This is a genomic window from Pseudomonas sp. SDT291_1_S447, from assembly GCF_054070155.1.
On the sequence record NZ_JBSVXS010000023.1, the window covers coordinates 42,487 to 54,490 of the forward strand.

General features: G+C 59.1%; 13 protein-coding genes. 5 read left to right on the forward strand and 8 right to left on the reverse strand.

Going from position 1 to position 12,004, the window contains the following annotated elements; translation table 11 throughout:
- The first annotated feature begins 5 nt into the window (after positions 1 to 5).
- On the forward strand, positions 6 to 680 hold the full coding sequence (rpiA, locus tag ACW9IR_RS10790) for a ribose-5-phosphate isomerase RpiA (RefSeq protein ID WP_007913886.1): 675 nt from the start codon (positions 6 to 8) through the stop codon (positions 678 to 680).
- 146 nt (positions 681 to 826) lie between these two features.
- Here the strand turns inward: rpiA and ACW9IR_RS10795 are convergent, their stop codons facing one another.
- The 4 genes from ACW9IR_RS10795 to ACW9IR_RS10810 all read right to left on the reverse strand — a co-directional run bounded on the left by ACW9IR_RS10795 (position 827) and on the right by ACW9IR_RS10810 (position 5,233).
- Positions 827 to 1,744 (reverse strand): SdiA-regulated domain-containing protein, encoded by a 918-nt coding sequence (locus tag ACW9IR_RS10795; RefSeq protein ID WP_457463131.1) that lies wholly within the window; start codon positions 1,742 to 1,744, stop codon positions 827 to 829.
- A 195-nt stretch (positions 1,745 to 1,939) separates the two neighbouring features.
- Positions 1,940 to 2,863 (reverse strand): SdiA-regulated domain-containing protein, encoded by a 924-nt coding sequence (locus ACW9IR_RS10800; protein WP_223027650.1) that lies wholly within the window; start codon positions 2,861 to 2,863, stop codon positions 1,940 to 1,942.
- 268 nt (positions 2,864 to 3,131) lie between these two features.
- Positions 3,132 to 3,797: a fumarylacetoacetate hydrolase family protein gene (locus tag ACW9IR_RS10805; protein ID WP_007913879.1), complete on the reverse strand. Its 666-nt coding sequence runs from the start codon at positions 3,795 to 3,797 to the stop codon at positions 3,132 to 3,134.
- A gap of 41 nt (positions 3,798 to 3,838) precedes the next feature.
- On the reverse strand, positions 3,839 to 5,233 hold the full coding sequence (locus ACW9IR_RS10810) for an FAD-binding oxidoreductase (RefSeq protein WP_110718062.1): 1,395 nt from the start codon (positions 5,231 to 5,233) through the stop codon (positions 3,839 to 3,841).
- 204 nt (positions 5,234 to 5,437) lie between these two features.
- On the opposite strand from ACW9IR_RS10810, the gene serA reads away from it, so the two are divergent.
- Entirely contained in the window at positions 5,438 to 6,667 is a 1,230-nt protein-coding gene (gene serA / locus ACW9IR_RS10815) for a phosphoglycerate dehydrogenase (RefSeq protein WP_008085296.1), read from the forward strand.
- Positions 6,668 to 6,786: 119 nt separating this feature from the next.
- Here the strand turns inward: serA and ACW9IR_RS10820 are convergent, their stop codons facing one another.
- Entirely contained in the window at positions 6,787 to 7,212 is a 426-nt protein-coding gene (locus tag ACW9IR_RS10820; RefSeq protein WP_102901377.1) for a DUF4399 domain-containing protein, read from the reverse strand.
- A gap of 135 nt (positions 7,213 to 7,347) precedes the next feature.
- Here ACW9IR_RS10820 and ACW9IR_RS10825 point away from each other — a divergent pair, with 135 nt between their 5' ends.
- Entirely contained in the window at positions 7,348 to 7,911 is a 564-nt protein-coding gene (locus tag ACW9IR_RS10825; protein WP_457463135.1) for a transporter substrate-binding domain-containing protein, read from the forward strand.
- A gap of 285 nt (positions 7,912 to 8,196) precedes the next feature.
- Here ACW9IR_RS10825 and ACW9IR_RS10830 read toward each other — a convergent pair whose 3' ends face one another.
- Positions 8,197 to 8,682 carry a DUF523 domain-containing protein gene (locus tag ACW9IR_RS10830; protein WP_102901379.1) on the reverse strand — a complete coding sequence of 162 codons (486 nt, stop codon included), beginning with the start codon at positions 8,680 to 8,682 and terminating at the stop codon, positions 8,197 to 8,199.
- Position 8,683: 1 nt separating this feature from the next.
- Complete coding sequence (locus ACW9IR_RS10835) at positions 8,684 to 9,316, reverse strand: 2OG-Fe(II) oxygenase (protein WP_102901380.1); 633 nt, start codon at positions 9,314 to 9,316, stop codon at positions 8,684 to 8,686.
- A gap of 108 nt (positions 9,317 to 9,424) precedes the next feature.
- Here ACW9IR_RS10835 and ACW9IR_RS10840 point away from each other — a divergent pair, with 108 nt between their 5' ends.
- Positions 9,425 to 10,156 carry a DUF2059 domain-containing protein gene (locus ACW9IR_RS10840; protein WP_122604472.1) on the forward strand — a complete coding sequence of 244 codons (732 nt, stop codon included), beginning with the start codon at positions 9,425 to 9,427 and terminating at the stop codon, positions 10,154 to 10,156.
- 132 nt (positions 10,157 to 10,288) lie between these two features.
- Here the strand turns inward: ACW9IR_RS10840 and bipL are convergent, their stop codons facing one another.
- Entirely contained in the window at positions 10,289 to 11,236 is a 948-nt protein-coding gene (gene bipL, locus ACW9IR_RS10845; protein ID WP_110718066.1) for a phospholipase BipL, read from the reverse strand.
- Between the two features lie 99 nt (positions 11,237 to 11,335).
- On the opposite strand from bipL, the gene ACW9IR_RS10850 reads away from it, so the two are divergent.
- Positions 11,336 to 11,914, forward strand: a complete 579-nt coding sequence (locus ACW9IR_RS10850) for a DUF6436 domain-containing protein (RefSeq protein ID WP_034151959.1) — start codon at positions 11,336 to 11,338, stop codon at positions 11,912 to 11,914.
- The last annotated feature ends 90 nt before the right edge of the window (positions 11,915 to 12,004 follow it).

Sequence of the window (12,004 nt, forward strand, 5' to 3'; positions counted from 1 at the left end):
CCCGCATGACCCAGGATCAACTCAAACAGGCAGTGGCTCAGGCCGCCGTCGACTTCATCCTTCCGAAACTCGACGACAAGAGCATTGTCGGGGTCGGCACCGGCTCCACCGCCAACTGCTTTATCGACGCCCTGGCCCAGCACAAGGGTGCGTTCGATGGCGCCGTCGCCAGCTCCGAAGCCACCGCCGCGCGCCTCAAGGGCCACGGGATTCCGGTGTATGAGCTGAACACCGTCAGTGACCTGGAGTTCTACGTCGATGGCGCCGACGAAAGCGACGCGCACCTGAACCTGATCAAGGGCGGCGGCGCCGCACTGACCCGCGAGAAGATCGTCGCGGCCGTGGCCAAGACCTTCATCTGCATCGCCGACGCCAGCAAACTGGTGCCAGTGCTGGGCGAGTTCCCGCTGCCAGTCGAAGTGATCCCGATGGCGCGCAGCCACGTCGCCCGCCAACTGGTGAAACTGGGCGGCGACCCGGTGTACCGCGAAGGCGTTTTGACCGACAACGGCAACATCATTCTCGATGTGTTCAACCTGCAGATCACCAACCCGGTGGAGCTGGAAGCGCAGATCAATGCGATTGTTGGCGTGGTCACCAACGGCCTGTTCGCGGCGCGTCCGGCGGATCTGTTGCTGCTGGGTACTAGCGAAGGCGTGAAAACCCTCAAGGCTGAGTAAGCCAACGCTGCCCACACTTTATGGGCAGACGAATAAACCTGTGGGAGCGAGCTTTCTCGCGAAAGCGCCAGTTCAGCCAACATCTTCATTGGCTGACACGACACCTTCGCGAGCAAGCTCGCTCCCACAGTGTTTTGTGGTGTGAGTTAGGGCTGTGTTGTTTTTTTGAAGACGTAAAACAGGTTCGGCTCACTGACCAGATACAACGTCCCGTCATCATCCATCGCAATGCCTTCCGCCTGCGGCACGGTCTTCTTCAAACCCTGCCGCCCGCCACTGATGGACATGGTGCTCAACGGTCGCCCGCCGACATCCAGCTCCAGAATCAGCCGCGACTCATCGGACAGCGCCAATAAATGCCCGCTGCGCTCGTCGTACTGCAAACTCGACAGATCGCGCACAAACATCCCGGCGTCACGCTTGGGATCGTTGATTACATGCACCGCGTAGGACTTCTCCGGATTGAAGTGCGGAAAGCCGTGCACTTCGTAGATCAGCATCGGGTTGCGTTCTTTCGCGACAAACAGGCGCTTGCCCACGGAGTCATACGCCAGACCTTCAAAACCTTTGTTGCTGGCCATATGTACGCCAAGGGTCATCTGCTCGGCGTCCGCCGCGTCGAGGAAGGTGGTGTCTGCTTCCAGGTGAATCTTGATCAGCCGCTGCTGACGCTCGTCAGTGATCACGTAGGTGTCGGCGCTGATGTACTCGACCGCTTCGGGATCGCCAAAACCAATCAGGGCAATGCGCCGCAGGATCTTGCCTTCGAGCGACAGTTCGACCAGTTCGGAATTCTTGTTGGTCACGGTGAACAGGCTTTTGCGCACCGGATCGAAGGTCAGCGCCGAAACATCGTCGTCCAGCCCGTCAATCACCCGCGCTTCAATCTCGACGCGATACTGATCCAGCCCAATCGACTCGCTACTCTGCGGTTGCCACAGGGTGTGCAGGTTGAACCAGGCACGCTCGAACAGGCGCATGTATTGACCGATCGCAATCAACGCGATCAGGGCAATCACCGTCAGGACGATAATCAGAGGTTTGGGGCGGGCAAGTCGACGCATTCGGGTAGGCTCGGGATCAAGACAGGCGGATGAAATATCACGCTCGTCTGAACTGAAGCTTAATGGCCACTTGCCTCAAACCACAAGCCAACCCGTGTAGGAGCTGCCGCAGGCTGCGATCTTTTGATCTTGCTGTTCATAAGATCAAGAGATCGCAGCCTTCGGCAGCTCCTACATTGGAATCGGTAAAGGCTGCTATTTCTGTTTCTCGAAGCGGTAGAACAGGTTCGGCTCGCTGACCATATACAGCGTGCCCGCCTCGTCCATGGTCACGCCTTCGGCGCGCGGGATGGTGTTTTTCAATCCGTTGAAGCCGCCAAGCAGGGTCATGAAGCTGACCTGTTCGCCCTTCTCGTCCAGCTCCAACAGCAGGTGTGAATCGGCAGACAGCACCAGTGTGTGCTGGGTGCGCGGGTCAATCGCCAAGGCCGAGAGGTTGCGAATATCCAGTTCATCACTGACGAGTTTCTGCTTGTCGCCCTTGAGGGTCTGGCTGCCATCGCTTTTCCAGGTGAACAGCGCTGGTGGCCGCTCCTCGCCCAGCAACAGTTGCTGATTGCGAGCGTCCCAAGTGATGGCTTCGAACGCTTTGTTCTGGTCTTTCGACGGGCCGAGATCGTATTTCGGGAAATCGGCGATGTTCAATTCGCGAGTATCAGCGTCGACCCTGACGATCGACAGCATGTGCTGGCGCTCGTCGACGATGGCCATCAGGCCGTTTTCCATCATCGTCAGGCCTTCCGGATTGCTCCAGCCCACCAGCGGCATCTTGCGCAGTACATCGCCCTGTAAAGTCAGTTCAGCGAGAAACGGGTTCTTGCCCATCACCGAGAACAGCGTTTTGGTCTGCGGGTTGTACGCCAGATCCGAAGCCTCGTCCTTCTCCATCCCCTTGAGCGGCTTGGCATCGATCACCACGCGATAGTCCGGCAGCCAGATGCTTTCTTTCTGCTCGGCCTGGCTTTCGAACCGCTCTTGCAGCCAAAGCACACCGCGATCATCCCAATGCATGGCAAACGCCACGGCATAAGCGGCGGCAAGGACCAGCAAAAGCCAGACATACCAGCGCAGGGCGAAACGTGAACGGCGAGTGGGTTTGAGCTGAGTTTGAGATGACATCGAGGGACGCGTTCCGAAAATTCAGGCTAAGGGTAATAGCACAAAGAGGCCGGCTCAGACGCCAGAATGAGAGGAATTATCCGTACAGGATGTGAAAAAAACGGCAAATGGCGGGATTGTCGTGTGTTGTCAGCGATCTCCAGGGCACCACAAAACAATGTGGGAGCGAGCTTGCTCGCGAAGACGGAGTGTCAGGCAACGATGATGTCGACTGACCTGGCGCCTTCGCGAGCAGGCTCGCTCCCACAGGGGATTTGCGGCGTGGCGGTTAGCGCACGCTGCTGGTGAAGCTGCTCGCACCGACCAGTTCGAGGACGATGTCGTCGCCCACGTTCAGCGGGCCAACGCCCACCGGCGTGCCGGTGAGGATCACGTCACCGGCCTGCAGCGAGAAGCAACCAGCCATGTGCTGGATCATCGGCACGATCGGGTTGAGCATCGCGCTGCTGTTGCCGTCCTGACGCACTTCGCCGTTGATGGTCAGGCGGATACCGATGTCGGTCAGGTCAGCAAAAGTGCTGCCGACCACGAACGGTGCAAGCACCGCCGCGCCGTCGAACGACTTGGCGATTTCCCACGGCAGCCCCTTGGCTTTCAGCTCGGCCTGCTTGTCACGCAGGGTCAGATCAAGCGCGGGGGCGAAACCGGAAATGGCGTCGAGCACTTCTTCACGGCTTGGCTTGGTCGACAACGGCTTGCCGATCAACACGGCAATTTCGGCTTCGTAGTGCACCGAACCGCGTTCGGTCGGAATGGCGAAACCGCCTTCCAGCTCGACCACGCAACTGCCCGGCTTGATGAACAGCAACGGCTCGGTAGGCACCGGGTTGTCCAGTTCCTTGGCGTGTTCGGCGTAATTACGGCCAATGCACACGACTTTCCCGATCGGGAAGTGGATGCGCGTGCCGTCGACGTACTGGTGCTGATAGCTCATTTACCGACTCCTGCCTTCATTGATTCATCAAAGATTGCCGATCAAACCGCGAAGATCTTGCCCGGGTTCATGATGCCGTTCGGGTCGAACACCGCTTTGACCGCTTTCATGTACTCGATCTCAACCGGCGAGCGGCTGTAGGTCAAGTAATCGCGCTTGGTCATGCCCACGCCGTGCTCGGCGGAGATCGAACCGTTGTACTTCTCGACGGTTTCAAACACCCACTTGTTGACGGTCGCGCACTTGGCGAAGAACTCATCCTTGCTCAGGTTATCCGGCTTGAGGATGTTCAAGTGCAGGTTGCCGTCGCCGATGTGGCCGAACCAGACGATTTCGAAGTCCGGATAGTGTTCACCGACGATCGCGTCGATTTCCTTCAGAAACGCCGGCACTTTCGACACGGTGACCGAAATGTCGTTCTTGTACGGCGTCCAGTGCGAGATGGTCTCGGAGATGTACTCGCGCAGTTTCCACAGGTTCTGCAGTTGGGTTTCGCTCTGGCTCATCACGCCGTCCAGCACCCAACCCTGCTCGACGCAATGCTCGAACGTTTCCAGGGCGCTGTTGGCCACCTCTTCGGTGGTCGCTTCGAATTCCAGCAACGCATAGAACGGGCAATCGGTCTCGAACGGCGCCGGTACGTCGCCACGGCCCATGACTTTGGCCAGAGCCTTGTCGGAGAAGAATTCGAACGCGGTCAGGTCGAGCTTGCCCTGGAAGGCGTGCAGCACCGGCATGATCGAATCGAAATCGGCGGTGCCGAGGACCATCGCGGTGAGGTTTTTCGGCGCGCGATCCAGACGCATGGTCGCTTCGACCACGAAACCAAGCGTGCCTTCAGCGCCGATGAACAACTGGCGCAGGTCGTAACCGGTGGCGTTCTTGATCAGGTCTTTGTTCAGCTCCAGCACATCGCCCTTGCCGGTGACGACTTTCATGCCGGCCACCCAGTTGCGGGTCATGCCGTAGCGAATAACCTTGATCCCGCCGGCATTGGTGCCGATGTTGCCGCCAATCTGGCTGGAACCTGCCGAGGCGAAGTCGACCGGGTAGTACAGGCCCTTTTCTTCAGCGACGTTCTGCAAATGCTCAGTGACCACGCCCGGCTGACAAACGGCGGTACGGTCGGTGAGGTTCACGTCGAGAATCTGATTCATGTAGTCGAACGACACGACCACTTCGCCGTTGGCCGCAACCGCAGCCGCAGAAAGCCCGGTACGCCCGCCCGATGGAACCAGCGCCACCTTGTGCGCGTTGGCCCAACGAACCACGGCCTGCACCTGCTCAATAGTCTTGGGAAACACGATGGCGCTTGGCGCCGGGGCGAAGTGCTTGGTCCAATCCTTGCCGTACGCATTCAGGGAGTCGGCGTCGGTCAGGACCTTGCCAGGCTCGACCAGGGTCTTCAGTTCATCAATCAGGGCAGGATTGGTCATCGACAGAACTCTCGAACAATTCATGGTCATCCTGAGAACGCTTCACGTCGCAGGAATGAGTGTTTAGCGGGGAGGCTATGCTAGCATATCGACCCCGCAGGACAGTGCCCAAGGCCAGATCCGCGGAGACGACATTCTTGTCGTCCGGGTCAGCGTCTGTTGACCATTTCCTGCCATTTTTCTCCGGGATACAGGTTTACGCAGATGAGCAAGACTTCTCTCGATAAGAGCAAGATCAAGTTCCTTCTTCTCGAAGGCGTCCACCAATCGGCTGTCGACGTCCTCAAGGCGGCGGGCTACACCAGCATCGAATACCTGACAGGTTCCTTGCCGGAAGCCCAGCTCAAGGAAAAGATCGCTGACGCTCACTTCATCGGCATTCGTTCGCGCACCCAACTGACCGAAGAGATCTTCGATCACGCGAAGAAGCTGGTTGCGGTCGGCTGTTTCTGCATCGGCACCAACCAGGTTGACCTGAGTGCTGCCCGTGAGCGCGGTATTGCCGTGTTCAACGCGCCGTACTCCAACACCCGCTCCGTTGCCGAGCTGGTACTGGCCGAAGCGATCCTGCTGCTGCGCGGCATCCCGGAGAAAAACGCTTCCTGCCACCGTGGCGGCTGGATCAAATCCGCAGCCAACTCCTTCGAGATCCGTGGCAAGAAACTCGGCATCGTCGGCTACGGCTCGATCGGTACGCAGCTGTCGGTTCTGGCTGAAGGTCTGGGCATGCAGGTGTACTTCTACGACACCGTGACCAAGCTGCCGCTGGGCAACGCGACTCAGATCGGTAGCCTGACCGAGCTGCTGGGCATGTCCGACATCGTCACCCTGCACGTTCCGGAAACCGCTGCGACCCAGTGGATGATCGGCGAGAAGGAAATCCGCGCCATCAAGAAGGGCGGCATCCTGATCAACGCTGCTCGTGGCACCGTGGTTGAACTGGACGCTCTGGCTGACGCGATCAAGGACAAGCACCTGATCGGCGCGGCCATCGACGTATTCCCGGTGGAGCCACGCTCCAACGACGAAGAGTTCGAAAGCCCGCTGCGTGGCCTCGACAACGTGATCCTGACCCCGCACATCGGTGGTTCGACCGCCGAAGCGCAAGCCAACATCGGTCTGGAAGTGGCAGAAAAACTGGTCAAGTACAGCGACAACGGTACCTCCGTTTCGTCGGTGAACTTCCCGGAAGTGGCCCTGCCGGCTCACCCTGGCAAGCACCGCCTGCTGCACATCCACGAGAACATCCCGGGTGTGATGAGCGAGATCAACAAGGTCTTCGCCGAAAACGGCATCAACATCTCCGGTCAATTCCTGCAGACCAACGAGAAGGTTGGCTACGTGGTGATCGACGTCGACGCCGAGTACTCGGATCTGGCGCAAGAGAAGCTGCAGCACATCAACGGCACCATCCGTAGCCGGGTTCTTTTCTAAGAACAGCTACAAGCCGCGAGCTACAAGCGGCAAGTGATGTTCGCTTGTGCTTTTGCTTGAAGCTCGTAGCTTGCAACTCGCCGCTGATAAAAAAGGGAGCCCCGAAAGGGCTCCCTTTTTTATTCCACGTTGATGGTGATTTTCTTCGAGACGATTGGCGGGTCGAATGCCATGTGACCGCTGTCGCCAAGTTCCAGCTGCAAGGTGTGTTTGCCCGGGGCGAGCTTGATGTCAGCTTGGGTCTGCGCCTTGCCGAAGTGCATATGGTTGGCATCGGTAGGGACGACCGAACCGGCAGGAACGATTTCCTTGGCGTCGATCAGCAGGTGATGGTGACCGGTGTTCTTGGTGACGTCACCGGCCGGTGCCAGTGCGACGTCCTTGGTACCGAACTTGACGGTAAAGGTCTGCGAAACCGTGGCCCCGTCCTCGGGAGAAACGATGAACACTTCGGCACCTTTTGGCGCCGGTGTGGCGGCACTGGCCAGCACCGAAACGCCCATCAGCACACCCGCGAACGCTGCACGTGACATAAAGCTTTTCATTTTCTTCTCCAGTTTTTCCGTAAAATCCGCACGGTCATGACAACTTCATGACCATTCGTTGTCGAAGGCACTCGACAACCATAGCAAAGCGAGCCTGAATCAGAGCGTCGCGATAATGATTTCAAAGGAGTGACCATGCGTTTTCTGCCTGGCCTGATCTGCCTGCTACCCCTTTTGAGCCCTTTGGCTCACGCCGAACTGATTGATGACGTCAACGACCGTGGCGAGCTGCGCATAGCCCTTGAGGCTAATACACCGCCCTTCAATTTCAAGGAAGGCGACACACTCACGGGGTTCGAGGTCGAGCTTGGGCAACTGCTGGCCAACGAACTGGATGTGCGCGCCGACTTCATCGTCACGGATGAGGCTGATCTGCTCCAGGGCGTTGAAAGCGGCAAGTACGACGTCGCGCTCAACCACATAGCACTGACACCCGAACTCAAGGATCGTTTCGACTTCAGCGAGCCTTACGGCAAGGTCGATTCGCAGTTGTTGGCGAAGAAGGATGAGCAGCCACGGCCGATGGTGTTGGTGCAGGCGTTGACGGAAGAGAAGCCGAAAGCGGCGGAGCCGGTGGATTTGGCGATTCCGTTCCAGAAGGGTAATCCGGCGTTTCAGGCCAGCCTTGCGAGTGCGATGCAGCGGATCAAGGACGACGGGCGCCTGGCAGCGCTGACCGAGAAGTGGTTGAAGCCTTAAAAGCCCCTCACCCTAGCCCTCTCCCAGAGGGAGAGGGGACTGAATGGGGGATGCTTCAGAGATACGCCGACCTGAAATGGATGTACCGAATCCGAAATCGACTGGTCATGGCTTTGTCGAATCCATAATCGATCGGTATGGCTGTGTCGAATCTATAATCGATCGGTCATGGCTGTGTCGAATCCATAGTCGATAAGGTCTTCCAGGTCGATGAATAGCGCCAGACACCTCGGTCGGCCCCCTCTCCCTCCGGGAGAGGGCTGGGGTGAGGGCAACGATTGCGGATCAGTCCAAAGCAGCCAGGGCCAGCGCGACCTGCGGCAGTTCAAGTTCGCTGAAGACTTGCACACCATGGCGTTTGAGTAACGCGGCCGTCACCCCTTCGCCACTCACCTTCACGCCACTGAACGTCCCGTCGTAAGTCAGCAAATTCCCGCAAGAAGGACTGTTGGCCTTAAGCACCGCCACGCGGATGCCATATTTCTGCACCAGTTCCAGCGCCTGCCGCGCGCCATCGAGAAACTGCGCACTGACATCTTCGCCCTCAGTGGTGATCACCGCCGCGACACCATCGAGCACTTCACCACCCTGCCCGCCCGGAATCTCCGCCGCCGCCCGTGGCGTTGGCAAACCACCCGCAACCTCCGGACACAACGGCACCACCCGCCCTTCAGCGATCCACTGCTCAAGCAAATCAAACGGCCCGCTCGCGCCACCGTCATAACGCACGCGATGACCCAACAGGCAGCGACTGACCAGAATCCTGTCCATCTCAGAACGGCTCGTTGCCACGGCGGCGGAACCAACCGGTCAGCGACAAGCGCTCGCGGTGCGCCGGCAGCACTTCATGAGGCACCTCACCAGAGAGAAACACCACCAGACAACCGCCGGTAGGCTGCACGTCGTGCACGCGCTCATCGTTCAGGTACATGCGCAACTGACCGCCATCCTCCGGCAGCCACGCGTCATTGAGGTAGACCACCACCGAGACCATGCGCTTGTCATCGTCGCGGAAACGGTCGACGTGCTTGCGATAAAAAGCACCCGGCGGATACAGCGCGAAATGGCATTCAAAGTCCTCAAGACCAAGAAACAAGCCACGGTTGAGCGCCTCGCGCAGGCTCTCCATCAGGTTCAGATAGCGGTCGCTGGCCTCGGCCTGACCGGGATCGATCCACTGAATGTGGTCGCCACGAATCCCCTCGCGAATCTCTGAAAACGGCCCACGGCCAACCGCCGCCGGCGCCAGTTCACCTTCGGCCTCACGTTTACGGCACTCGGCTGCCAGCTCACGGGTCAAACCGGCGGGCAGGAAAATGTTCTGCTGCGACCAGCCGTGGTCGGCCAGGTCATCGACAATGCGTAACAGCAGCGGGTGTTCAGAGGATATTTGCATGGCGCGCATAGTATGTCGGCGGCAAGAAATCCGACAGAGCCACGCGGCGGCTTGCTACGAATTCTCGACAAGTACCGGCACCGCACGGAGAATAGTCCGCTGCTGACAGGAGTCCCTATGCGCCGTTTGCTTTTTTCACTGTTGATGTTCTGCGTTTTGCCCGCCTGGGCGGACGGCCACGATCAGTTGTACAAGGTCGCCGGCTGGCCAGATCAACGTGCGCATTTCAACGATGCCCTGACGGCCGCACAGCAGCGCTATCAGAACAGCCTGCCGCCGGCGGTGTTTCAAGCATTGGTTAACAACAGCAATCAGCGCTTCGCCCCGCAAGCTGTCGATCAACGCGCCGAAGCGCAACTGCGGCAGAAGCTTGCCGACCCGAAACCGGCGCTGACCTTCTTTCAATCGCCGCTGGGCAAGAAAATCGTCGCCGCCGAATTGCTCGCGACCCGCCGCGATCAATTGGCGAAAAATGCCAAGGGTCTGCCGAAGATGCAGGCCAGCGACAGCCGTCTGCTGATCATCGGCCACCTCGCCCAAGCCTTGCCTGCCCGTGAAGCTGGCGCCGAAGTGAGTCTGGCGATTGCCGGCGTGGCGGCGGACAGTTTGAGTTCGATGATTCCGGGATTGCTGGGTGGCGGTCAGGCGCAAGGCATGCTCAATGGTCAGCGCCAGCGCTTGATGGATCAGATTGGCGCGGACATGAACAACACGTTGCTTTACGTCTATCGCGACTTGTCGGATGAAGAGCTGGAAGAGTTTGCGACGTTTGCCGAGTCGGCTGAGGGCAAGGCCTACTATCAGGCGGCGCTGGCGGCGATTCGCGCAGGGTTGGCGGTCGGGCAGTGATCCTTGTTGCCTGACAAACCGCCTTCGCGAGCAAGCTCGCTCCCACATTTGGATCTTCAGCGAACACAAAATTGTGAACATCCCCAAGCCCCTGTGGGAGCGAGCCTGCTCGCGAAGAGGCCCTCACAGACGCTAAAGATTCCTGCCCCTGATCCGCTTGCTCAGAAATTCGAAATACTCCTCACGCATCTCCACCGTCTCATTCGCCAGATGATGCCGCGCCTCGGCCAGCAGCAAGATCTGCGGTCGATCAAACTTCCATTTCAATACCTGCAAATTGTGCTGCCAGTCGACGGTCATGTCCGCCTGCCCCTGAATGATCAGCGGCCGTCGCGGACTTTTTTTCGCGTGCTCGACGCGAATGATCCAACGCGACAACGCCCCCACCCATTTCGTCGGCAAGCGTCGCGGCTGCAACGGATCGGCCTGGAGAAACGGCAGGAAATCCGGATCGTTGGAGTTCTCGCTGAAGCGTCGCGCGACACCCCGGACGAAAGGCCTGAGCAGGTAATAACTCAGCTGCGACCAGCCCCACGCCCGTGGCCGCACCAGCGGCGCCATCAAAATCACCTGACCCTGCGCCGGGCTGTTTTCGCCATGATTGAGCAGGTGATCGACGACAATCGCCCCGCCGGTGCTCTGCCCGCACAGATGCCACGGCTGCGGCAGCGCGATCGACTGTGCCTCGGCGAACAAGGCCTGGAGGACGTCTTGGTATTCAGAAAAATCGCGAATGCTCGCGCGCGGCCCGCTCGACAAGCCATGGCCCGGCAAGTCGCAGGCGATCACCGCAAAATCCTGATCCAGCGCCCACTCGATCACATGCCGATACAGCCCGGTGTGATCGTAATAACCATGCAGCAGAAACAGCGTCGCCTTGACCTTCTCCGGCCACCAGCAATGGCTGACCACTTCATAGCCATCGACTTCGAAACGGCCCATGCCACGCCAGACGTCGCGATGGGGAAAGTCGGTTTTATAAAACTGCTGGTACGCCTTCGCCTCGTCCGACAACGGCTGCCACTCGGCCAGAGGCTTGAGACTGGCGCGGATTTGATCGGGGTCGAAAGTGGCAGACATAAGGCAATTCCAAAGCGGTAAACAGACTTTATCGGCCTGCGATATTCATCTGTAGTGACAGACATGGCAAGCTAGCCGACCTTTCGAGGATCGAAAACCATGCGTTCGCCCTACCGCACCGCACTGTTTGCCAGCCTGCTCGCGCTGATTTGCGCCGGGGTGCTGTGGGCGGCGTATGACTGGTTTCAGGGGCGTTATCTGCGTGCGTTCAGCGAACACACGGCAGTGTTTTCCGGTGATCCGCTGCGCCTGCCGGACAATCTCGCCGGCCCCGGCAAGATCCGCCTGGTGCATTTCTGGGACCCGGCCTGCCCGTGCAATGTCGGCAATCAACAGCACCTGACCGAGATGGTCGAGCAGTTCGGCGCCAAGGGCGTTGAGTTCTTCGCCGTGCAGAAGGCTGGCAGCCACGGCCAGTTGCCCGCGACCCTCAGCAGCCTGAAAACCATCACGATTTTGCCCGGTTCCGAACAGGTGCCCGCCAGTCCGGCCGTGGCGATCTGGGACCGCAGCGGCAAACTGGCGTACTTCGGCCCTTATAGCGAAGGCCTGACCTGCAACTCCAGCAACAGCTTTATCGAACCGATTTTGAATGCCCTGACAGAAGATCGCCCGGTCAATGCCACGCACACCCTGGCGGTCGGTTGTTACTGCCCGTGGCCGGTGGAAACGCCGTAAGGCATTCCGGACTTTTCAAGGACAGCGCTGCACGGCACAGAAGGTCTGTGCTAATTGTTTGCAGCCCGACGGGCGGCAATCCCGCCTGCA

Coding starts and splice junctions, on each gene's coding strand:
- ACW9IR_RS10810 (WP_110718062.1), bottom strand. CDS start 5,233: ATGACCAATCCTGCCCTGATTGATGAACTGAAGACCCTGGTCGAGCCT.
- serA (WP_008085296.1), top strand. CDS start 5,438: ATGAGCAAGACTTCTCTCGATAAGAGCAAGATCAAGTTCCTTCTTCTC.
- ACW9IR_RS10835 (WP_102901380.1), bottom strand. CDS start 9,316: ATGCGCGCCATGCAAATATCCTCTGAACACCCGCTGCTGTTACGCATT.
- ACW9IR_RS10850 (WP_034151959.1), top strand. CDS start 11,336: ATGCGTTCGCCCTACCGCACCGCACTGTTTGCCAGCCTGCTCGCGCTG.
- ACW9IR_RS10840 (WP_122604472.1), top strand. CDS start 9,425: ATGCGCCGTTTGCTTTTTTCACTGTTGATGTTCTGCGTTTTGCCCGCC.
- bipL (WP_110718066.1), bottom strand. CDS start 11,236: ATGTCTGCCACTTTCGACCCCGATCAAATCCGCGCCAGTCTCAAGCCT.
- ACW9IR_RS10820 (WP_102901377.1), bottom strand. CDS start 7,212: ATGAAAAGCTTTATGTCACGTGCAGCGTTCGCGGGTGTGCTGATGGGC.
- ACW9IR_RS10805 (WP_007913879.1), bottom strand. CDS start 3,797: ATGAGCTATCAGCACCAGTACGTCGACGGCACGCGCATCCACTTCCCG.
- ACW9IR_RS10800 (WP_223027650.1), bottom strand. CDS start 2,863: ATGTCATCTCAAACTCAGCTCAAACCCACTCGCCGTTCACGTTTCGCC.
- ACW9IR_RS10830 (WP_102901379.1), bottom strand. CDS start 8,682: ATGGACAGGATTCTGGTCAGTCGCTGCCTGTTGGGTCATCGCGTGCGT.
- rpiA (WP_007913886.1), top strand. CDS start 6: ATGACCCAGGATCAACTCAAACAGGCAGTGGCTCAGGCCGCCGTCGAC.
- ACW9IR_RS10795 (WP_457463131.1), bottom strand. CDS start 1,744: ATGCGTCGACTTGCCCGCCCCAAACCTCTGATTATCGTCCTGACGGTG.
- ACW9IR_RS10825 (WP_457463135.1), top strand. CDS start 7,348: ATGCGTTTTCTGCCTGGCCTGATCTGCCTGCTACCCCTTTTGAGCCCT.